This is a genomic window from Collinsella aerofaciens, from assembly GCF_039758815.1.
GTDB lineage: Bacteria > Actinomycetota > Coriobacteriia > Coriobacteriales > Coriobacteriaceae > Collinsella > Collinsella aerofaciens_BP.
Genome location: NZ_JBDMSK010000002.1, coordinates 194,653 through 215,777, shown reverse-complemented (window position 1 = coordinate 215,777; position 21,125 = coordinate 194,653). Strand labels below are relative to the sequence as shown.

17 protein-coding genes are annotated in these 21,125 nt (G+C 61.1%); 5 read left to right on the top strand and 12 right to left on the bottom strand.

Translation table 11 applies throughout. From position 1 onward, the window contains the following. Positions 1 to 33: 33 nt before the first annotated feature. From ABHT90_RS02500 to ABHT90_RS02490, 3 genes are all read right to left on the bottom strand, one after another. The gene (locus ABHT90_RS02500; RefSeq protein ID WP_346981465.1) at positions 34 to 2,715 is read right to left on the bottom strand and encodes a DEAD/DEAH box helicase; all 2,682 of its coding nucleotides are present in this window, start codon (positions 2,713 to 2,715) and stop codon (positions 34 to 36) included. A gap of 99 nt (positions 2,716 to 2,814) precedes the next feature. Next, positions 2,815 to 3,654: a tRNA (guanine(46)-N(7))-methyltransferase TrmB gene (gene trmB, locus ABHT90_RS02495; RefSeq protein ID WP_346981464.1), complete on the bottom strand. Its 840-nt coding sequence runs from the start codon at positions 3,652 to 3,654 to the stop codon at positions 2,815 to 2,817. A 118-nt stretch (positions 3,655 to 3,772) separates the two neighbouring features. Then, complete coding sequence (locus tag ABHT90_RS02490; protein ID WP_346981463.1) at positions 3,773 to 4,645, bottom strand: class I SAM-dependent methyltransferase; 873 nt, start codon at positions 4,643 to 4,645, stop codon at positions 3,773 to 3,775. A 267-nt stretch (positions 4,646 to 4,912) separates the two neighbouring features. Here ABHT90_RS02490 and ABHT90_RS02485 point away from each other — a divergent pair, with 267 nt between their 5' ends. The 4 genes from ABHT90_RS02485 to ABHT90_RS02470 all read left to right on the top strand — a co-directional run bounded on the left by ABHT90_RS02485 (position 4,913) and on the right by ABHT90_RS02470 (position 9,403). Then, on the top strand, positions 4,913 to 5,626 hold the full coding sequence (locus ABHT90_RS02485) for a helix-turn-helix domain-containing protein (protein WP_117640543.1): 714 nt from the start codon (positions 4,913 to 4,915) through the stop codon (positions 5,624 to 5,626). Next, on the top strand, positions 5,626 to 6,522 hold the full coding sequence (locus ABHT90_RS02480) for a DUF4097 family beta strand repeat-containing protein (RefSeq protein WP_346981462.1): 897 nt from the start codon (positions 5,626 to 5,628) through the stop codon (positions 6,520 to 6,522). Before ABHT90_RS02485 ends, ABHT90_RS02480 begins: the two co-directional genes overlap by 1 nt. A 97-nt stretch (positions 6,523 to 6,619) precedes the next feature. Next, positions 6,620 to 8,527 carry an elongator complex protein 3 gene (locus tag ABHT90_RS02475; protein WP_346981461.1) on the top strand — a complete coding sequence of 636 codons (1,908 nt, stop codon included), beginning with the start codon at positions 6,620 to 6,622 and terminating at the stop codon, positions 8,525 to 8,527. After that, entirely contained in the window at positions 8,528 to 9,403 is an 876-nt protein-coding gene (locus ABHT90_RS02470; RefSeq protein ID WP_346981460.1) for a spermidine synthase, read from the top strand. Between the two features lie 25 nt (positions 9,404 to 9,428). Here ABHT90_RS02470 and ABHT90_RS02465 read toward each other — a convergent pair whose 3' ends face one another. From ABHT90_RS02465 to ABHT90_RS02425, 9 genes are all read right to left on the bottom strand, one after another. Further along, positions 9,429 to 11,873: a DEAD/DEAH box helicase gene (locus tag ABHT90_RS02465; RefSeq protein ID WP_346981459.1), complete on the bottom strand. Its 2,445-nt coding sequence runs from the start codon at positions 11,871 to 11,873 to the stop codon at positions 9,429 to 9,431. 116 nt (positions 11,874 to 11,989) lie between these two features. Beyond that, positions 11,990 to 13,294 (bottom strand): ATP-binding protein, encoded by a 1,305-nt coding sequence (locus tag ABHT90_RS02460; protein ID WP_346981458.1) that lies wholly within the window; start codon positions 13,292 to 13,294, stop codon positions 11,990 to 11,992. Beyond that, complete coding sequence (locus ABHT90_RS02455) at positions 13,287 to 15,047, bottom strand: TerB N-terminal domain-containing protein (protein WP_346981457.1); 1,761 nt, start codon at positions 15,045 to 15,047, stop codon at positions 13,287 to 13,289. Before ABHT90_RS02455 ends, ABHT90_RS02460 begins: the two co-directional genes overlap by 8 nt. Positions 15,048 to 15,133: 86 nt before the next feature. Continuing rightward, positions 15,134 to 15,850, bottom strand: coding sequence for a DUF554 domain-containing protein (locus tag ABHT90_RS02450; protein WP_346981456.1), 717 nt, complete (start codon positions 15,848 to 15,850; stop codon positions 15,134 to 15,136). 118 nt (positions 15,851 to 15,968) lie between these two features. Continuing rightward, positions 15,969 to 17,399 (bottom strand): hypothetical protein, encoded by a 1,431-nt coding sequence (locus tag ABHT90_RS02445; protein ID WP_346981455.1) that lies wholly within the window; start codon positions 17,397 to 17,399, stop codon positions 15,969 to 15,971. An 18-nt stretch (positions 17,400 to 17,417) separates the two neighbouring features. Continuing rightward, the gene (locus tag ABHT90_RS02440; protein ID WP_099431399.1) at positions 17,418 to 17,699 is read right to left on the bottom strand and encodes a hypothetical protein; all 282 of its coding nucleotides are present in this window, start codon (positions 17,697 to 17,699) and stop codon (positions 17,418 to 17,420) included. Beyond that, on the bottom strand, positions 17,683 to 18,282 hold the full coding sequence (locus tag ABHT90_RS02435; protein ID WP_346981454.1) for a hypothetical protein: 600 nt from the start codon (positions 18,280 to 18,282) through the stop codon (positions 17,683 to 17,685). The genes ABHT90_RS02440 and ABHT90_RS02435 overlap by 17 nt, the downstream gene beginning before the upstream one ends. A 90-nt stretch (positions 18,283 to 18,372) precedes the next feature. Further along, a complete protein-coding gene (locus ABHT90_RS02430) occupies positions 18,373 to 18,882 on the bottom strand; it encodes a cell division protein FtsQ/DivIB (protein ID WP_346981453.1) in 510 nt (169 codons plus the stop codon). After that, complete coding sequence (locus tag ABHT90_RS02425) at positions 18,879 to 19,175, bottom strand: hypothetical protein (protein WP_089573322.1); 297 nt, start codon at positions 19,173 to 19,175, stop codon at positions 18,879 to 18,881. Before ABHT90_RS02425 ends, ABHT90_RS02430 begins: the two co-directional genes overlap by 4 nt. Positions 19,176 to 19,521: 346 nt before the next feature. Between ABHT90_RS02425 and ABHT90_RS02420 the strand changes: the two genes are divergently transcribed. Further along, on the top strand, positions 19,522 to 21,123 hold the full coding sequence (locus ABHT90_RS02420) for an FAD-binding oxidoreductase (RefSeq protein ID WP_346981452.1): 1,602 nt from the start codon (positions 19,522 to 19,524) through the stop codon (positions 21,121 to 21,123). Positions 21,124 to 21,125 lie beyond the last annotated feature (2 nt).

The window sequence follows — 21,125 nt, the reverse complement described above, 5'->3', positions numbered from 1 at the left end:
CGGCCCCGCTTCGTTTCGTCCCATTCTGTTCGGCTAGTCCTCGAGCAGGTCCTCGATAAAGCCGACGCGGTAGTTTTTGAAAATGACCTCGCCGCCGTCTTGTGTGGCGTCCAGATCGACATCGCCCATGATGCCAAAATCGTGGTCGCCGTCCTCGTCGGCAAAAATCTGGTGCACGTGCCATACGTGCAGCGTCTTCTCGTCGGACTCATCGATGGAAAACATCGCGGCGCTGCGGGCGTCTCCGTCGGTGATGATTTCCTCGTGCTGATCATGGTAGGCATCGAGCGCCTTTTGCCAGCGGATCTCGCTCATGCCCCAGCCGTCGTCGAGCTCGCCCAGGTCGCGCACGTGCTCGCGGGCGGCAAGGGTCACGCGGCGGAAGAGCGCGTTGCGCACCAGCAGCGTGCAGCCGCGGCGGTCCGCCACGACCTCGTCGATGCCCTGCGGCGGCGCGGCGTCGAGGGCTGCCGGGTTGCCGGCGTTCTCCCACTCGTCCACCAGACTCGAGTCGACCGAGCGCACCACAAAGCCCAGCCACGAGATAATGTCGCGCAGGCGCTCGTCGCGCTTCTCGATGGGCACGGTGCGGTCGAGTGAACGATAGGCTTCTGCCAGGTAGCGCAGCAAAATGCCCTCGGAGCGGGCGATGCCGAGCTTTTGAATGTAGCCCTTAAAATCGCTCGCGCTTTCCAGCATATCGCGCAGGACGCTCTTGGGAGAGAGCTGGTAGTCGTTTGCCCAGGGTACTTCCTGGCAGTACTTGTCAAAGGCGGCGTCGAGCAAATCCTCGAGCGGCTTTTCGTACGTGACGTCTTGAATGCGCTCCAAGCGCTCCTCATATTCGATGCCGTCGGCCTTCATCTCGGCCATAGCGCGATCGCGTGCGGCGCGCTCCTGTGCGCGCAATACCTGCTTGGGGTCCTCGAGCGTAGCCTCGACCATCGAGATGAGGTCCATGGTATAGGTCTCGCTCTCGGGATCGAGCAACTCCAGCGCGGCAAGCAAAAACGGCGAGAGCGGCTGGTCGAGCGCAAAGTCCTCGGGCAGGTCGACCGTCAGCGCGTAGTCGATGCCCGGCACGGTGTCAGCCGGAGCATCGGGTGCGGGCGGCACCTCGGTGCGCACGACGACGCCGGAGTCGATGAGCGTGGCGAAGATCTCGTCGGCACGAACCTCGAGCTTTGCCTTTTCCTCGGGCGTTTGCAGGCTTGTCTCGATGAGGTCGTGCACGCGGGCACGGGCATCGCCGCCCTGCTCGACCACGCTAATCACCATGGAGTGCGTGATGCGCAGGCGCGGCTTGAGTGTCTCGGGCTGCGTCTCGATCAGGCGCTCAAAGGTCTGCTTGTTCCAGGAGACAAAGCCCTCGGGGGCCTTTTTCTTTTTAATCTTGCGGAGCTTTTTGGGGTCGTCGCCCGCCTTGGCCATAAGCTTGGCATTCTCGATCTCGTGCTCGGGCGCCTCGGCAATCACCATGCCCTCGGTATCGAAGCCCGAGCGGCCGGCGCGACCGGCAATCTGATGGAACTCGCGGGCGCGCAGACGACGCATCTTGTAGCCGTCAAACTTGGTGAGCGCGGTGAGCACCACGGTGTGGATGGGTACGTTGATGCCGACGCCGAGCGTATCGGTACCGCAGATGACGGGCAGCAGACCCTGCTGCGCCAAACGCTCGACCAGCAGGCGATAGCGTGGCAACATGCCAGCATGGTGCACGCCGACGCCGCATCCGAGCAAGCGCTTGAGAATCTTGCCAAAGGCCGTGGAGAAGCTCGTGCCCTTGGCGGCTTCCTTAATGGCCTCGCGCTGCTCCTTGCTGGCGATGCCAAAATTGGCGAGGGATTGCGCCGTCGCAAGGGCGGCATCCTGGCTAAAGTGCACGATATAGAGCGGGGCCTCGCCGCGGCGCATGGCGAGCTCGACCGTGCCCTCGAGGGAGGTCGTCACATAGTCGTAGCTCAGCGGAACGGGACGCGGGGCGTCGACAACCAAGTCGCAAGCAGCGCCGGTGTGCTCCTCGAGCGAGGCGGCGATGGCAGTGACATCGCCGAGCGTGGCGCTCATGAGCATGAATTGCGTGTGAGGCAGGGTGAGCAGCGGCACCTGCCAGGCCCAGCCGCGGTCGGGGTCGGCAAAGTAGTGGAACTCGTCCATGGCCACGCAGCCGACATCGGCATCTTCGCCCTCGCGCAGTGCGTCGTTGGCAAGGATTTCGGCCGTGCAGCAGATGACGGGCGCCATGGTGTTGATATGCGTGTCGCCGGTGATCATACCGACGTTATCGCGGCCGAGCACCTGTACCAGATCGAAGAACTTTTCGCTGACCAGGGCCTTGATAGGGGCCGTGTAATAACAGCGCTTGCCCTGTGCCATGCCCATAAAGAGCATGCCCAGCGCGACGAGCGATTTACCCGATCCGGTCGGCGTGCCCAAAATGACGTGATCTCCGGCGGCCAGGTCCATGAGAGCCTCTTCTTGGTGATCCCACAGCTCAATGCCGCGATCGCTCGTCCATTCAAAGAAGCGCTCAAAGGCCTGATCGGGCGTGAGCCATGGTTCGGGCTCGCTGCCGTCCTCGGGCTCCCACCAGGTGGGGGAGAGCGCGCCGAGCGAGCCGAACTCGGCTTCGGTTCCCGTGCCGCCCGAGAATGAGCTGGCGGCGCCGGCGCCGGAGACGGTGCTGGCGGCGGTATCTGTCGTGGTCTGTGCCATGTGGTTGCTTTCTCTCGCCGTTTGTCCGCCAACTATTATGGCGTAGCGTCGCATCGATGCGTTCGCAGGCAAGAAAATGCAGGAAATGGGCGCGCGGTACTAGCGTTCCTGAGGCAGGCGCTTTTTGCCCTTGCGGGCGCGGTTTTTAAAGTTCTCAACGGCCTCTTCCATGCCCAGGGGTACATAGGCGAGCTCATCGAGGTTTTCGGGCAGGTAGCAGGCAAGACTTTGCTCCTGCGCACGGCCCGCCGCGAGCTGTTCATCGCTGGGCCGTGCGCCGGGTGTGGCGCAAATGCCATAGACGACGGCACCCATCTCGCGCGTGCGGCATTCATATTCGGTCTCGGGATGCTCGGGATGGTCGCGGCGCACGTCGTCACTTACCCAAAGCGTGTCGTAGCCGGCTGAGGCAAACTGTCCTAGGGCGTAGTCGCGCAGTGGCTTGCTGTCGGTGCGCAGTGTGACGGTGGCGCCGGCTGCAAAGAGCGGGCGGTAGAGCATCAGATGGTCGACATGGACGAGTCGTTTTTTGGCGTATTTGGCCTTGGGCTGCGGCGTGGGAAAGTTGATGGTGATGGCATCGAGCTCGCCTGCGGCAAACAGCTGCGGCAGCGATGCGGCACCTCGGGGCAGGACGAGCGCGTTGGACAGCTCCTGCTCGCAGATTTTCTGCGCGGCATAGGCGATGCAGATGGGCTCCTGGTCCATGCCGATAAAGAGGGCGTTTGGCTCGTGGGCCGCGCGCTCTACAAGGTACGTTCCCTTGCCGCAGCCAAGATCCAGGTGAAGGTGTTCGAAGGGCTTGCTGCCAACTGGCGCGCAAGCCTCGCGCCAATCTCCGGCATAGGCCTCGGGGCTCGTCTCAATCGCATCGGCGTAGCGCTCCAGGCGCTCCTCGAGCACAAAGTTCTTGGGCGTGCGAACGTGGACGGCTCCCATGAGGCTCCTTGGTCATACGTATGGAACGCGTAGCTGCGCGTTCCGTCAATGGGTTGGAAAAGGGTGGACATAGTTTGCCCGAACGTTGCGGTGCAGCTCGGCGGCGAGTCGCCGATGCCTACAGGCGCTTAAGGATCACATAGCGGTTGAGCTCGCCGCTGCGACCGTCGGCATGGAAACGCTCAAGCTCGCGCACGGGGACCTCGCCGCTCTTATAGAACGTGCGGACGCCGCGCACCAGGTCGGTGATCTGCTGATCGTCAAAGTGGTGGCAATAGCGGTAGGCGTGGCGGTCGTTTTGCCAGCCAATGAGGTGGTCGCCGGCTTCAAACTGCGCGGAATCGTAACCCTCAAACGGCGGGGTGAGTTCGGCGCGGGCTTCGGCTCGAACGGCCTTGCGTGCCATGCGCTCGTCGTTCATAAACTCCCAAAAGCTGATGGCGATGATGCCGCCCGGGCGTGTCTGGCGCACCAGGGCGTCGAGCACGCGAACGCGGTACTCGCACGACGGTACGTGGTGCATAAAGCCAAAGCAGACTGAGATGTCGGCGAGCGGGGCATCGAAAAGCACGTCGGGCGTCTCGGCGGGATTGAGCTTCATGAGGGCATCGAGCACATCGAGCTCCTGGAAGTGCAGGTTGGGAATGCGCAGCGCGTGGCCGTGTGCATCGATGGCCAGGTCTTGGCACGAGTCGACGCCATAGAACTCGAAGGGGCAGCTGGCATCTGCCGAGGGGTTTGTGCCGTCGACGCCCTTGGCTGCAAGTGCGCCGCCGGCGGCAAAATTCTCGAATCGCATGTTGCCGCAGGCGAGATCGAAGACGCGGACGGGATGCTCGATCGTGGCGACGTCGAGCTGCTCGAGCGCGATGTCCATGGTGCGCACCCAGCCGGGCCACGGGGCCTGGCGCGTATCGGAAAAGGAGGCGGAGTGCTCGCGATAGAACGTGTTGTTGAGCTGGATGAGCGATGAGGCGAAATCGCGGTTCACGGCGCGGAACTCCCTCCGTTGGCGGTGCGGAATAAACAGTACGACCATACTACCGTTAACGCCGCAACGGGGACAACCAAGCTACGGGTCATTGCTTTGTTTGGACACATTTCCGCAGCTCATATGTGCCCGCAACCGCCGGTTGTCAAAAATCTCACTAGAATAGGTGGCATGCTTTTGGCGGTGGCGGATAGATTTTTAACTGTGCAAGGCGCCTTAAGAACAAAAACGGTCCGGCGGCACGGCTGGCATCACATAGGAGGAACCATGAATGTAGAAACTGCGCAGCGGCTCGCCGACCTTCGTCGCAGCAAGGGTTTTAGCCAAGAAGGGCTGGCGCGAAAGCTGGGTCTGTCGCGCCAGGCGGTCAGTAAATGGGAGCGTGCGGAGAGCTCGCCCGATACCGAGAACCTGATCTCGCTCGCAAAACTCTATGGCGTGAGTTTGGACGAGCTCCTCAATCCGAGCGATGAGATCGAGGACGATATCGAGTTTGAGAACGAGGACCGCGCCCGTCAGCGCGAGGCCGAGGCGGCGGAGCGTGCCCGCACCCATGAGGCGGCGGCACGAGCTACCGAGGCGGCAACGCAGGCGAGTGATGCGGCTGCCAAGGCGGCGCAAGCGGCAAGTTGGAGCGCGCAGGCCGCCAATGCCGCTACGGCGCAGGTGACGAGTGGCGGCGCAGCTGGCTCGACTCCGGTGAAAGGTCCGTTCCAGTCGTTTCCGTATTGGGCCGTGTGCTGGCTGCTGTTCTTTTTGCTGATGTTCCTGTTTGGTGGCTCCTTTGCCGCGCTGATCTTCTTTACAATCCCCATCTATCACTGGGTGGCGCGTGCGCTCGATGGCGATTGGGCACGCGGGGATATTCAGGTTGGTCCGGCGCCGGAGGCGGCTAAGGCTCAGGATGTTTCCGCTGCGGTTGATACTGACGTGGCTTCCTCGACCGCCGCTGAGCCGAGCGCCAAAGAAGGTGATGAATGATGAAGCTCTCGCATGAGTCCAAGGTCCGCCTGGGCGTCGGTATCGGAGCGTTCGTGCTCATCATCGGGCTTATCTTTGGCACTTCGCGGATATTGTTTCATTTTGATGGCCCGTGGGATCTCGGCGATATTGCATCCGGTTTGTCCGGTATGGACGATGTGGTTGACGGGGACGATTCTTTGGATGGCGGTAACTATTCCGCTCAGTCTCGGCAGCTTTCGAGCGAAACGTTTGATGCCGACTCATTCCAGTCCCTTGACCTGGATGTGACATCGGGTGAGGTTGAGATCAAGTGCGTTTCCGGCGGGCAGGTGCGTGTCATCGAGAGCGGTCGTGTTGCAAAGGGGGTAGCTACCTACGATGCTGCCACTCAGAATCTGGCCGAGGTCAAGGGTTCTACATTCACGATTAGCCAGTTCGACTGCGATGACGAGCGCGCTATCGATCGTTCGGTCACCATCGAGCTGCCGCGGGATGTTGCCGATAACATGGTGGGCATTACAGCGAATGTAGAATCGGGAGACCTGACGGTCACGGACATTACGTGCCATGACCTCAACCTGACTTTGGACTCGGGAGACGTTGAGTTTGTGGGCACTGCAACCGACGCCCTGAATGCCAAGGTAGGTTCGGGCGATGCGACGTTCGAGCTCTACCAGGCCCCCGCGAAGTCGATGGACGTAAGCGTGGACTCGGGCGATGTGGAGATAACGGTTCCGAACTCTACGGGCTTTAAGGCGAGCCTTACCGTGGGCAGCGGTGACTTCGAGAGCGATTTCCTTCCGATTGGCTACGATGGCGAGACCATATTGAATCTTGAATTCGACAACGGTGATAAGTCTGCCACGTATCGTTTTAAGGTCGGTTCGGGCGACATGTCGTTTGATTCGGAGTGACATGCGGTTTTCGGAGACCGTTGCATATAGGCGTGCTCTTTGATGGAGGCGTCGGGGCCGAGGTTGGCTCCGGCGCCTTTGCCTTTACAATGGGGACATGGAACAGATTATCTTGAACATACTCGAGGTCCTGCGTCGTGGCGAGGCCGTGGACGACAAGACCCTCGTCAAACTGATACATGCCGAGGCGCGCCGCGAGGGTGCCGACAAACGAGACCTGGCCAAGCGCCGACTGCTGCCGTTCTACCAGCGGGTTAAACGTGAGGAGCCGGCTCGTTGGGCGGCATGGAATGTCGATGCCGAGCTGGAGCGTCAGCTGCTGCAGGTGCTGCGCATGAAACCGCGCCGAACGGCCTCGGGCGTGGCGACCATTACCGTCATCACCAAGCCCTGGCCGTGCTCGGGCGATTGCCTGTTTTGTCCTAACGACCTGCGCATGCCCAAAAGCTATCTGCACGCCGAGCCGGCGTGTGCCCGTGCGGAGCAAAACTGCTTCGACCCGTATCTGCAGGTGAGCGCTCGTTTGACCGCGCTTTCGCAAATGGGGCATGCAACCGACAAGATCGAGCTTATCGTTCTTGGCGGTACCTGGAGCGACTATCCGCAAGGGTATCAGGCATGGTTTATGTCGGAGCTTTTCCGTGCGCTCAATGACGACGCCGTCGCCGGCGTGGCGGCCAACCCCATGTTGGCGCGTCCGGGCATCAGCCGTGCCGAGGCGGGGCGTCTGCTCGATGACGCTCCCGCCGATGCCCTGCCGCCGGTGGTAGCAGAGCGTCGCGAGCGCTATCGGGCTGCCGGTATTGCGACCGACGAGGCCGAGCTTGCGAGCGGTGTTGCCGACGAGCAAGAGCGCGTGGATGCTGCCGTGGGCGGCTATAACCGTGCGGTGCGTCGTCTGTACGGCCCCGGTACGCCGTGGGGCGAGGTCACCGAGTGGCAGACGGCAACGATGGAGGAGCTCGAGCGTCAGCAGCGCATTAACGAGACGGCGAAGCATCGCGTGGTGGGACTCGTTATCGAGACGCGCCCCGATGCCGTAACGCCGCAGGCGCTCACGCTCATCCGCCGACTGGGCTGCACCAAGATACAGATGGGCATCCAAAGCCTTGACCAGCATCTACTCGATATCAACGAGCGCCGCATTTCGGTGACACAGATCGAGCGGGCGTTTTCGCTCGCGCGCCTGTTTGGCTTTAAGATCCACGCTCATTTTATGCTCAACTTGTTGGGCGCCACACCCGAGGGGGACAAGCGCGACTACGAGCGCTTTATGACCGAAGGGGCTTTTATGCCCGACGAGGTCAAAGTCTACCCGTGCGCGCTCATCGAGGGCTCGCGTCTGGTGGGCTGCTACGAGCGTGGCGAGTGGCGCCCCTATACCGAGGAAGAGCTGCTCGAGGTGCTGGCCGATGACATCGTGGTGACGCCGGCGTTCTGCCGCATCAGCCGCATGATTCGCGACTTTAGCTCCGACGACATTATGGTGGGCAACAAGAAGCCCAACCTGCGTCAGCTCGTCGAGAACCGTTTGGCGGCTCGTGGGGAAGGCGCGACGGTGCGCGAGATCCGCTATCGCGAGATCAGCACGGCGGGTGCCGACCTGAACGAGTTGGCCCTTGACGAGGAAGTGGCGTACGAGACGCCGGTGACGCACGAGCGCTTTTTGCAGTGGGTGACGCCGCAGGGCAAGATCGCGGGTTTTTTGCGCCTGTCGCTGCCCGATCGTTCGTTTGTTGCCGCGCACGCGGACGAGCTGCCGACGGGGCCGGAGGAGGCAATGATTCGCGAGGTGCACGTCTATGGTATGGCGGCACGTGTGGGCGATCAGGGCCAGGCGGCTCAGCATCACGGTCTGGGGCGTCTGCTCGTGGAGCGTGCGTGCCAGATCGCTCGAGACGCGGGGTATACGCACATCAACGTGATCAGTGCGATCGGTACGCGCGAGTACTATCGTCACCTGGGTTTTTGCGACCATGCCCTATATCTGCAAAAGGAGCTCTAGATGAACAAGCCGAGTGTTTCAGCTGGTGTTGTTGCCGGCGTTGCCCTGGGAGCTGCGGCGCTGGGTGCTGCTGCCGTCGCTGTTCGCGCTGCCTGTCTGCAGGTCGCACGAACCCGCAACGGGTTGGCGCGCGTGAAGCGCATGCACAATGAGAGCGGTGACGAGGTCCGCGTGCTCGTGCAGGGCGGCGTCTACCAAAGCGCGAGCTATGTCGGAGATCGTTGGGCGGAGCCGGTCTTTGCGTACTATCGTGCGTTTGACGATGTGTTTGAGGCCGAGGACGCAATGCGTGATGCTTACGGGCACAGTATCGACCGTATGCTCATGCTGGGCGGCGGCGGGTTTGCCTATCCCAAGTTCGCTCTGATGTCGCACGAGGGCTTGCGCATGGACGTTATCGAGTATGACGGAGAGATTACGCGCCTGGCGCGCCGCTGGTTCTACCTGGACGAGCTGGAGCGCACGGTTGGCGATCGCCTGAGGGTGATTACCGCTGAGGCGCGTTCGTACCTGGGCGTGACGAGCGTGGGGCATCGTCGCTACGACGTGGTCGTGAGCGATTGCTTTGGCGGTGCCGAGCCCGTACGCGAGCTGGCGACGGTTGAGGCGTTGCGTTTGGTGCGAGGCAGCCTGAACCCCGGGGGTATATACATTGCCAATATCGTGAGCGCGAACGAAGGGAGCGACGTGTCGTTCCTGCGCGATTGCGCCGCCACGGCGCTCGAGGTGTTCGACCACGTTTGGGTGGTCCCATGTGGCGATACGGAGTTCGGCGGCGAGGAAAACTACCTGCTCATCGCCAGTGACGGCGACTACGCCTTTGCCGAAGCCGTGCCCTTCGATGCCGACTTCCTCGGCACTGCTCTCCACGACTAGCCTATTGGGAGTAGTCAGTCCCGTCTTAGGTGTAGTCGCGCCAGCTGAGGACGCGCTGCTTCATGCCTTCGATGTCGAGCACGCCTTCGGCAAAGCCCTTGCGCACGAGCTCTTCGGGAACGAACTCATCGTAACGATCAAAGTAAGGCACCTCGCCGGGATAGACGAGCTCGATGGGGTCGAAGTCCTTTTCGGCCTCGGCTGCGAGCACCTCAAAGAACGTCTCCTCGTCGGCCTTCATCTTAAACTGCATAAAGTATGGACGCGACGGATCGAGCCCGCGAAGGCCCAGCTCCGCGGCACACTTAATCTTGAGCATACGTTCGAGCGCCAGAAAGGCGTAGCTGCCCAACCAGGGGAAGAGCACCCAGGTGTCGCCACCCAGGTTGATGAGCGGTTTGGTCCCCGCACCCGAAATCTCGGCGGTATGACGAGCCTGTGCAAGGCGTGCCCGTGCGTTGCCCATGAGGTACGGATATGCCGCGTGCTCGTTGAGCGCCTTGCGCATGCGCTCGAGTACATGCGTGTTAATGTCGCCGGGGCAGTCGCCAAAGTATGCCGGCACACGACCTTTGACTTGCGTGGCAAAGACGGTGTGTCGCTTCCAGTCCACTTCCTCGACTATCCAGCAGTGCCCGGCTATGGCGATGCGCTCACCGGGCGGTGGCGGATTGACGATCGTGCCCAACTCGGCCGACTCGCTGCGAACGGTGAACTCCTCGTTTTCCTGGAACACAGCGTAGAACTTAAAGTTGTTAATGATGCGCTCGCCCGCGAGACCCACGATGAGCCCACCGCCCTCGGTGACCTGGATGTGGTCGATCTTGATGAGGTGGCGCAGCAGTACGCGATAGTCATCGGCCGAGACGCGGTGGAAATAGCTGAGCGTGAGCACGCGCTGAGCAAGCTCGGCCGGCGTGAGCTCGCCGGTGCTGGCGAGCGTCGACATGGTCTGGTGGTAGAGCAGGCTGTAGGGGAGTCGATCGAGCTCGGGCGGCTCGACCCACTTTTCCTCGCGATAGAGTTGTACGAGTGCGATGCCCTGCAGGAGCTTCCAGGGTATCGTTTCGGGCATCATCGTGCGCGGCTCGGGTTCTTCCTCGCGCATGACAAACCACATCTCGGGCGGAAGGTCGCGACGGCCTGTGCGCCCCATGCGCTGCAAAAAGGAGCTGACGGTAAACGGCGCGTCAATCTGGAACGCGCGCTCCAGGCGACCGATATCAATGCCGAGCTCCAGCGTGGAGGTGGTGACGGTCGTCTGCGCCTGCTCTTCGTCGCGCATGAGCTCCTCGGCCGTCTCGCGCAGCGATGCCGAAAGGTTGCCGTGATGGATTAGAAAGCGGTCTGGCTCGTGCCGGCTCTCGCAGTAGCTGCGCAACATGGAGCACACGGCCTCTGCCTCCTCGCGCGAGTTGGCAAAGACCAGGCACTTGCGGCCGCGGGTATGCTCAAAGATGTAGCCCATGCCGGGGTCGGCGTTGTCGGGTGCGGTGTCGGTGGGGTTGAGCAGTGCCTGTTCGGTTGCCTGCGGGATGTCGACTTCGCCCTCGGGGGCTGAGGAAGTGCGACGGTCCTTGGGGGCAGCCTTGCCCCGTGCCTGCTCGCGACGTTGGCGGCGCTCCTCTTGCGTGAGTTGTCCGCTGTGACGCATGTCTTGAGCACCGGCCGGCAGCGCCGCGGATGCCGCTGCCTCGATGCGCTCGCACGCGAGCACTTCGGCCTCTTGAGGACCTGTGCCCATGAATCCCCGCTGCTGTGCCTGGGGGCCCGAGTTGTAGAAGTGCTCCATGGAGATGCGCCACACGTGACGCGGTTCCTCAAAACGGGGGATAACGCAGTCGCGTCCCGTTCCCTGCGAGAGAAAGGCACCCGTGCGCTCGGGGTCGCCGATGGTGGCCGAAAGGCCAATGCGGCGGGGCTGCACGCCTGCCATGCGCGAGAGGCGCTCGATAAGACAGAGCGTCTGCCCGCCGCGGTCGCCGCGCATGAGCGAATGAACCTCGTCGATGACGACGTAGCGCAGGTCGCAAAACATGCGCGGGATCGCCATGTGCTTATGGATCAGGAGCGCCTCGAGCGATTCGGGCGTAATCTGAAGGATGCCGCCCGGCTTTTTGATGAGTTTGGCCTTGTGTGACTGCGAGACATCGCCATGCCAGTGCCAGACGGGGATATCGGCTTCTTCGCATAGGTCGTTGAGGCGGACGAATTGGTCGTTGATGAGCGCCTTGAGGGGGACGACGTAGAGGGCGCCCACGCTTGCGGGCGGGTTCTCCCAAAACTCGGTCAGGATGGGAAAGAAGGCTGCCTCGGTTTTGCCGGAAGCCGTGGATGCCGTCAGGAGCACATTGTCCTGCGTATTAAAGATGACATCTGCCGCCGCAACCTGAATGGAGCGCAGGCTCTCCCAATCGTGGGAGTAGATGAAGTCTTGGATAAACGGGGCGTAGCGGTCAAAGGCGTTCACGAGGCCTCCTTTCAAAAGCGAATCTCTCAACGTGGCGAGCAGTGGCTTGCTGCATTACTGTCTCAACGTTCGCCCAGATAAAACCTACCAAAATAAACCTGTCCCTTTTTGGCAGGTTAGATGGTGAATTCGGCGAAGTTACGGTCGCCACCTGCGGTATCGGTGTCGCCTGTTGCGGTTGCTGGCGCCAGCGCGTCACCGCCGACGCTTTGTAGTAGCTCGGCAACGTTGGCATCGGGGTTCTGGCATAGGATGTCGAGCAGCTCGATAAAGTCGCGAATGACCTCGCGAGGCGTCAGGTGCGTATCGGCTCCCACGCGGCAAAACTCAATCTTGAGGAAGTCCACCAAGTCGTTCTCGGTAAGCGTGGGCGTCCAGCCAAAGTAGCCGGCGTGAATTTGCATGAGTTTTTCGATCAGCACCAGTAGCTCCTCGTAGGTGAGCGGCTGCAAGCGGATGATGGGCGCGAGCATGTCCTTAAGGTCCTCGCGTGCAAAGCGACCCTGAGCGAGCCGGCTGCGCAGAGCCTCGTAGGAGAATACGCCGCGACGGCGGTCCTCGATGGAGGTCGGCGTGCCGCCCATGATCATGCCCAAGTACTGCGCCTTGCCCTGGAGCGTGTCGTTGTACATGGTGAGGATTTTCTCGTAGTTGTACTGGCGCGTGATGGCGTTGGGAATCTTGTACAGGTTTACGAGTTCGTCGATGAGCACCAGCATGCCCTTGTAGCCGCTGCAGACCAAAAAGCGTGCGATGAGTTTGACGTAGTCGTACCAGTCGTCATCGCTGATGATGGTCGAGGAGCCCAGCTCGGCGCGCGCCTCGCTCTTGGTTCGGTACTCGCCTCGGATCCACTTGGTCACGCGGCTCATGGTCTCCTCGTCGCCCTCGGAAACGGCCGCGCGATAGCGACGGAGCATGCGGGCAAAGTCGAAGCCGTGGACCATTTCCTCGAGCGGAGCGAGTTGGGCATTGATAGCCGACTCATCGGCGTCCGCGCACGAGGCGACCCAGCGATCCAGGATAAGGTTGAGCGCGCCGCCTTCGGGGCGCGTCTTGGTCGATATATTGCGGATGAGCTCACGGTAGGTGGCAAGGCCCTGTCCCTGGCCGCCCTGCAGGCGGCGCTCAGGGGATAGGTCGGCATCGGCGACGACGAATCCCTCACCCATGGCGTGCGTGCGGATGGTCTGGAGCAAAAAGCTCTTGCCGGCGCCGTAACGACCGACCAGAAAGCGGAAGCTCGCGCCACCGTCGGCGATGAGACTCAGATCGGTGAGCAGGGCGCGAATCTCGACCTCGCGTCCCACGGTGATATAGGGAAGGCCGATGCGCGGGACCACGCCGCCCTTGAGCGAGTTTAGGATAACGGCAGCGACGCGTTTGGGTACGCGGGGCGCTGCGGATGTGGTATCACTCATGGTCTAGGTATCCTCTCACGTCTGCTTCGTAATCCTCGATAATCTGCGGCCCTGCCGCGCTAAATTCAATTACGGTGTCGCCCACCAGGTCGAAGAGCGCCTCGTTGATGGTATCGACGAGCATGTCCTCGCTCTGGCCCGAGTGCGCCACTGCCGATGTCGCTTGCGCTGCGTTTTGCTCGAGCAGTGCGCGAAGATACGCGGTTGCGGCGGGCGCGAGTTCGGTCGCGGCGTCAGCGGGCGCAGCAGCTGCGAACGCGGGCGTCGGCGCGAGAAGCGGTGCCACGACACCAAACTGTTCGGTGGATATGGTCGGCTCGTCGGTCTCGTCCTGCCGAATGGGTGCCGCGACCGCCTCGACAATCGCGTCGGCTACGGGCTCGGCTTCCGGTTGCCCTGAGTCCGCCGCCTCGGCTTCCACAGGTGCGCCGTCCTCGCGCTCTTCATCGATCAAAAGCGCTTCACGCGTTTGCGCGGCGGCGCTTCGAATGTGCCCCAGCTGACTCAGATCGATATCGATCTTGACGGGCTGGTGTGCGGCGTCCCATGAAAGCCATGCCACAATCTCGTCATCGATAATCTTGGCCAGATATTTGGGGACCTTTTCTTCCTTAAGGGGATGGGCGGGGTCCAGCGCCAGGCGCAGGCGTTGGTCGCAGGCGCGCATCATTTCACCGAGCTTGCTGCTCTTTTGCCTACTGCCATGGATACGCATGCATTCCCAAAAGCCGTTTTGGCAACGGTAGATATGGATAGGATCCAGGCGGTATTCGCAGTCCTCGTGGCGCTCGGGCGCAAAGAATACGGCCGAGGCAAACATGGTGTAGGGCATGGCCGTCTCCTCCCCAAATAAACTCGCCACGATGCCGGTCTTTCGGTGCGTGTCATAGTAGCGCGCCATGCGGACATACACGGCGCATGCCACGTGGCGCAGATCGCGGTGGTGGCTGCGGTCGAGCCGCGAGTTACTTAGGTTGTACGTGGAGAGGGCGTTGATGGCGGCCATGAGTCGCTCCTCGCGCACCTCATCGGGCGGAAGGGGGAGCGTGGGCTCGGAGGTTTTGCGACGCTTGGGGGTCTGGCCGGACGGCGCCGGTGCTGGTACAAGGTCTCGTGCCGCGCGCCGCAGCTCGATAAGGGCGTTATCGAACATGACGGTTTTAGAATCACGAAGCAGCTTGGGGTCAAGCCCGTGGAACACGGCGTAGTCCTGCAACCACACGCGTGCAAACCGGTCGATGTCGGGCTCGAAGGCGCGGTAGGCATCCCAAAAGGCCTTGATCTTGTTAAAACCATCGAGCGGGTCATCTACGCCAATGCCGCAAATCAGCTCATAGAGATACAGAAAGGCGAAGGACGTAGACGTTTCCTCGACGGTTCCGCGGCGCACTTGGGCACGCCAGGTAAAGTAGCCGCGCAACTGCCGGTCGCTCATGGCGTTGTAGGTGGGAAAGTACGACTTAAAGGTGCCGTTGTAGGGGCAGTCGTCCTCAAAGTCGGCCATCAGCAGGCCCTGGCGGTAAAAAAGCTCGGCTTCCGAAAGCCAGCGGCCCGCACCGCCCTTGGGGTCATCCTGCCAGCGCGATATCTCGCGCATTTTACGGTACTGGTCGGGGAGGAAATTCTGCATCTGTCGGCCGGTTTTGAGAATCGGCTCGTCTGCGTAGGTTTCGTTTGAGAAGCGGGCGGACTGATGGGTCCGGGCCTCGGCCATAATGCGCTCGATGAGCATCTTGATGTCCTGGTCGGCCACCGCTCCTCCTCTCGACGCAGCTACGGTGACCTCATATCATAGCACAGCATCAAACAGATGTTCGAGATACCGCTGCGTTGATAGATTTAGAACAGGAGGGCGTAGATGACGGCGATGACGACGGAGGGAAGCATATTGGCCGTGCGGAAGGTCTGAGGACGGATGAGGTTGACGCCGACGCAGAAGATGAGCATGGAGCCTACGAGCGAAAGGCTGTTGAGGGCTGCTGTGGTCATGATGGGGGAGAGCGCGCCGGCAAACAACGTGATCGTCCCCTGGAACACGGCGACGGGCAGGGCGGAGAAGATGCAGCCGCGGCCAAGCGAGGCCGTCATGGTGCAGACGATGATGCAGTCCAGTGCGCCCTTGAGGGCAAGCGTTGACCAGTCGCCGAGCAGACCGTCCTGGATCGATCCCACAATGGCCATGGCGCCGATGCACACGGTGAGTGAAGTCGAGACAAAAGCATTGGTGAACTCGTTATCGCCCTCACTGCCAGTCTTGCGCTTGAGCCATTCGCCAAAGTTCTCGATGGCGGCCTCCAAGTTGATGGCCTCGCCGATGAGCGAACCGAGCGCAAATGAGACGATGAGCATGGTGGTACCGGTGGTCGCTAGCGCCTTCCCATCGATGATGAGCATCTTTTGCATGGTGCCGCCCAGGCCGATAAGCAGGACGCACAGCCCCGATGCTTTCATGAGCGTGTCTTGGATGCGCGGTGTAATGAAGCGGCCGCCCGCTAATCCCAAAAGACCGCCCGCAACTAAAAGCGCAACGTTGATGATTGTTCCCAAGCCCGGCATGAGCCCTCCTGTATTGATGCCAACGTGGCAATCGTAGCAGAACGAAATGCAAGGCACATCGCGACTCATCTAATACGTTATATAAGTGGTATTAGGAATGATGCGCAGCATTTAAGCCTCAGGTGGTTGTCGGGACATAGGGATAGTAGTCAAAGCGCAGTGTCATAAGCCGCTGTGGGGATTCAATAGCCGCGGCGATGATATTGGCATCGCGGGCACGATCAAACCCATCGAGTTCGATCTGATACGAGACGTCTTGCATAATGTCCAGACGTCGCCAGGCTAGAAGTGTGTCGCCATCGAATTCCAAGGTCTTGCTTCCGTCTGGGGCAACGGCGTATAGACGCAGTTTAGCGGTGGTTGCAGGGTTGACAACCGTGACCTTTTTAATTTCGTTTCGAGTATTCTTGGCGCCCAACAAGGTGAGCAGTGTTGGGGCCACGACCTCGCCCGATGGCAAAAAGACGACTTCGATGGATTCGGGAAACGCGATGATGGCCGACTTGCGGACGGGCTGATTGGCGGCGGCAACTTCGATGTTCGCGGCGTCGATGACCTCTGTGTGGTCGAGGGCGGCAAGCACGCAGCAGTTACCTTCATCGATCTCTTGAGGATCAGCAAGCCCCAGACTGTCCGCGAGCTCGGGATCGTTTGGACCGGTAGCGGGCTCATTCGGTGCTTCGAAAGAAGCTGGGGCGCTGTTTGTCGGCGACGGCGTGTCGCCCGCACCTGCTTCTTTGTCCGTGCTCCCTTCTTGTATGGTTGCGTTGATGGGTTCGTCGTTTGAGGGGAGCGTCTTGGCGTCAAGCGCGGAGGGGAGAATTCCGATGGCTCCGGATCCGTTCCACTCCATTTCGAGAAGCGCCGGGTCGGCAAGAATGCGTTGCCTGCTTTGCGCGTGGGCATCGATTTCAATAGGGCCTGCCTCTGTCCCTCGTGTAAGGCTGAGTGATCCGGCTGACTTCTCGAAATGAGCGTCTGTGTCTTTGGTGCTGACGGCGTAGAACAGCAGGGATGCTTCTCCCGCCGCGATGGCATCGGTGTCGGCTTTGGTCAGCCGCAACGATGCTGTGAATGAGAGGGTGGGCTGCGTGTCGTCTGCATTCGCGGCGGCGCAGCCCAGACATATACCGCCTCCTTTCTCGAAAAACGCACCGTCGAAGGCGACCTTCGCTCCGTTCGCCGAGTCATCGACCGAAGCGATGTCGATGCGCAGCTCTAAATTGCATGGATCGCCATCTGCATCGAGCGCAACCGAGCGCCATGTGCAGACAGCGCACCCCGCCTGGGAGCCGTTTGCCTTGTTCGAACGATTGATATCCACGACCATCGAGCCGTCCGTATTACGACGAAGGCATCCCGAGGTTGAGATTGCGGCCTGTGCGATCGAAAAACGCTTGCACGCAATGGCGCTCGATGGATTTGGTGCGGAGCTTAGGGCTGCTGGTAAGGAATCCGCCATGACGGGAGTCGCCCAAGCGGCGACAAGCGTTCCGGTTGCGAGCGCGCCGCAGAGTGCGACGACGGGCAAAAGGTTCTTCGATGCCATGGGGTCTCCTTAGCTAATTTAGTGCGGCCTGTCCGTGTTTCGTTTCTGGCTGCGTTTGATGTGCAGACCGAGGCCGGCGGTTCCCGCGCCTGCTGCCGTGGCGCCTGCTGCCAAGAGCCATCGTCTGTCGTCTGTCTGTGCCAACGGTTCCTCGCGGTTGCCGCGGTCGAGCTCCGAGAGGTCGACCGTCACTTGCGTGGCGGCCTGCGCCTGTTCTTGCTGGGCAAAGGCCATGGCTGGCGCAAACGCTAGGATACTGACGGCGGCGGCCAGGGCGACGGCCTTATGCCGTGTGCGCACCGGGCTCGACCGTCCAGGTGATCGTTGCAACCTGATCGCCTTCGCCGGTTACGTGGAAGATGTCGCGTGTGACGCGGGCGACGTTTCCGCTTGTCTTGAGCTTAATTTTATCCGTGCCGCCGGCAATGCCCTGGTAGCCCATGTCGAAGGCTGCATTCTTGGAAAGATCGAGGCCCGTCCCCTGCATTGCGGCGCTGGCGTTCTGGAGTGCGCCGTCGGGGCCGACCTTAAAGTCGATGGAGTTCTGCGCGGTTCCGGCCTTGGCGTCGGCGGCAATGGTCCAGGTGTTCATGGCGTCGATCTTCATGTTGGAGACATGGATGCCGTAGGCCGAATGATTGTCGATGGTGGTCGCGTCTTCTGAGGGGCCCTGAAGCGTGCCGTCGGCCTTGGCGACGAAGGGAATAACCGTCGGAACTTTGAACTCAACGTTGTCGATCTCGGTCCTGACCATTACTTTCGTGGTTCCAACGCGCCCGGCTGCCATAGCTGGCGTCGGGGCGGCGCTCATTGCGAGCGCGAGCGCGAGCCCTGCGCCCACGACGAGCGCTCTGGCTCCGTTCATGTTCCTGGTGATGTCCATGGTCGTTCCTTTCTATTCGCCGCGGGCCGTCCCCGCGATGATTGGACGAATGCTGGTGAATTGCATGCGGCGCCGCGTCGGCCGAAAAAGCTAGTTCTCGGTTTGCTCGACCCGTACCTTGACACGTGTCGGATTGCCGTGGCTGTCGAGGGTCTTGGCATCGAGTGCCTGAATCTCGATGTACGCCTCGCCTTCTTTGATGTCGCCGGCGGGGCACGTCTCGATTGTCTTGCCGGTCTCGACCACACCGGATTCGTACATGGTCTCGTCGTTTTGGATGACGCGGAATCGCTGGGGAAATTTATTGTCTTGGACGTTTTGCACGTTGACGCGTAGCTTGCCGTCCTCCTGTAGCTGAGCGACCGGAGCGACCGAAATCGTCATCATGTTGTCGCGGACGATGGCATCGAGCTCATCTTGGATTTCCCGACGCGTTTTGCCCTCGGCCGTCGTAACTGAAGCGCCCGCCTCGGGTACGGGCTGAGACTGCCAAGCGTATAGTCCTACGGCGACAAGGGCGCAGACGATGGCCAAGCAGGCAACGATGAACTTCTTGCGACGACCCAGTCCTGCAAGGCGGGGCGGCTTCTTCGCACTCATGCGGCGTCCTTGGTGGTGTAGACACGTGCGAACGTGGACGGGTCCGCTCCAAAGAGCATGTGAAGCATCAGGCGGCGCGAGTAGATGAGCTCGTCAAAGTCGTGAGGGAGCTCGATGTCGTGGATACGCGCGATGTGGTGGGCGAGCGCCGAGAACGACTCAGGGTCGCAGATAACATCGGTGGTGACGTGGTAGACCGCCGTGTCGGGGAACGCCTCTTCGTCGAAAGGTAGGAGATAGGGATCGTCGTCGACCTCGATGGCGACGCCGTACTGGGGCCAGTAATATGCCATGGGAACCTCCCTGCTTCTGGGGCCAAAACTTCTATCGGTTTTGCCTGTCGACGCCGACCGTATCAGCCGCTACTTGACCAATTTCTGACCAAATGCTTGACGGATTGACATCTCCGCAGGTAAAAGGTGGCAAAAAATACTCCAACTTTTTTCGAGCGACAATCGAGCGGTCGGCGACGGCGGGGTGGTATGTGTCAAAAACATCGTCTGCCGAGGAAGCCTTGCCGTTCGCCGAATTGCACGAACGTAAAAAACGCCAATTATGGAGACGGTCTCGAACACGTCGACGAAACGATGCGGTAACATCTCCCTGCAAACACTGTAGTTAGCTAAAGGGGGAGTTCGCGTGTCTGCAACCATTAAACCCTTCACCGATGAGTTCGAAGAGTATGGCCGCGATGAATCTCGCGCATCGGGCGAAGCATCGAGCATCTCGTTTCCGACAACGGAAGACGAGGTCCGTGCCATTTTGGAAACGCTCCATGCCGAGCGTGTCCCGGTAACGGTTCAGGGCGCCCGAACCGGCCTTGCCGCCGGTGCCGTGCCCCACGGTGGGCATATCCTCAATACTTCCCGTATGAATCGCTACTTGGGCCTTCGCCGCGATGAACAAGGCCAATTTCTGCTGCGCGTGGAGCCGGGCGTTGTGCTCTCGGAGCTGCGTAAGCAGCTGAGCAAGAAGGTACTGCCGACCGCTGGTTGGGACCAGACATCGCTTGAGGCCTACGAGGAGTTCCAAGAGGCCCCCGAGCAGTTCTTTCCCACCGATCCCACCGAGGCATCTGCCTGTCTGGGCGGCATGGCGGCATGCAACGCCTCCGGCGCCCGCAGCTACGCTTACGGTCCCATGCGCCCGCATATCACGGGACTCCACGTCGCGCTGGCTGATGGCGATTTGCTTGTGCTTCAGCGCGGCGAGGCTTTTGCCCAGGGCCGCCACCTGTCGCTCGTGACGGCAGAGGGCCATATACTCGAGCTCGATCTTCCTGACTACACCATGCCCAAGACCAAAAATGCCTCGGGTTATTTTGTTGCGGACGATATGGACGCCATCGATCTTTTTATCGGTGCGTGCGGCACACTCGGCGTCATTACCGAGCTCGAGATCGCCCTGCAGGCGGCACCTTCGGTCGTATGGGGTGTGAGTTGCTTTTTCGATAGCGAAGACAAGGCGGTGTCCTTTACCGATTCCGTGCGTCCCGTGCTGTCCCATGCCGCCGCTATTGAGTATTTCGATGCTGGTGCCCTGGATATCCTGCGTCGCCAGCGCGAGCAGTCGACGGCGTTTGCCTCGCTGCCGGCGCTCGACGACGAGGCAAAGGTCTGTGTCTACGTGGAGCTCGACTGCGATGATGAAGCCCAGGCGACCGAGGAGTTGTACCACCTGGGATGGGTTTTGGAGCTTGCGGGCGGCCGCGACGACGCGACATGGGTCGCGCGCACCGAGGTCGATCGCGAATGCCAGCGGTTCTTCCGCCATGCGGTGCCCGAGAGCGTCAACATGCTCATTGACGAGCGTCGCCGCACCGACCCCACCATTACCAAGCTGGGGTCGGATATGTCGGTGCCCAATGCACGCCTTGCCGATGTCGTGGCCCTCTATCGCCGCATGCTGACCGAAAGCGGGCTTGAGTCTGCTGCCTGGGGACACATCGGGAACAACCATCTGCATGTGAACATCCTGCCGCGCGACGCGCAAGACTACCGTCGTGGTGGAGAACTCTTTGCCCAGTGGGCTTCCGAGGTCACGGCCATGGGCGGTGCCGTTTCTGCCGAGCACGGCGTCGGCAAGATCAAGGCGGGCTTCTTGGAGACGATGTACGGCCACGAGGCCATGGTCGAGTCGGCGCGTCTCAAACTCCAGCTCGATCCTGCCGGTCAGCTGGGTCGCGGCAACCTGTTTACGGAGAAGCTCTTGGATGAACTCGTCCAGAAAGGGGGCGCGTGAAG

Coding starts and splice junctions, on each gene's coding strand:
- ABHT90_RS02500 (WP_346981465.1), bottom strand. CDS start 2,715: ATGGCACAGACCACGACAGATACCGCCGCCAGCACCGTCTCCGGCGCC.
- trmB (WP_346981464.1), bottom strand. CDS start 3,654: ATGGGAGCCGTCCACGTTCGCACGCCCAAGAACTTTGTGCTCGAGGAG.
- ABHT90_RS02485 (WP_117640543.1), top strand. CDS start 4,913: ATGAATGTAGAAACTGCGCAGCGGCTCGCCGACCTTCGTCGCAGCAAG.
- ABHT90_RS02480 (WP_346981462.1), top strand. CDS start 5,626: ATGAAGCTCTCGCATGAGTCCAAGGTCCGCCTGGGCGTCGGTATCGGA.
- ABHT90_RS02475 (WP_346981461.1), top strand. CDS start 6,620: ATGGAACAGATTATCTTGAACATACTCGAGGTCCTGCGTCGTGGCGAG.
- ABHT90_RS02470 (WP_346981460.1), top strand. CDS start 8,528: ATGAACAAGCCGAGTGTTTCAGCTGGTGTTGTTGCCGGCGTTGCCCTG.
- ABHT90_RS02460 (WP_346981458.1), bottom strand. CDS start 13,294: ATGAGTGATACCACATCCGCAGCGCCCCGCGTACCCAAACGCGTCGCT.
- ABHT90_RS02450 (WP_346981456.1), bottom strand. CDS start 15,850: ATGCCGGGCTTGGGAACAATCATCAACGTTGCGCTTTTAGTTGCGGGC.
- ABHT90_RS02445 (WP_346981455.1), bottom strand. CDS start 17,399: ATGGCATCGAAGAACCTTTTGCCCGTCGTCGCACTCTGCGGCGCGCTC.
- ABHT90_RS02435 (WP_346981454.1), bottom strand. CDS start 18,282: ATGGACATCACCAGGAACATGAACGGAGCCAGAGCGCTCGTCGTGGGC.
- ABHT90_RS02430 (WP_346981453.1), bottom strand. CDS start 18,882: ATGAGTGCGAAGAAGCCGCCCCGCCTTGCAGGACTGGGTCGTCGCAAG.
- ABHT90_RS02425 (WP_089573322.1), bottom strand. CDS start 19,175: ATGGCATATTACTGGCCCCAGTACGGCGTCGCCATCGAGGTCGACGAC.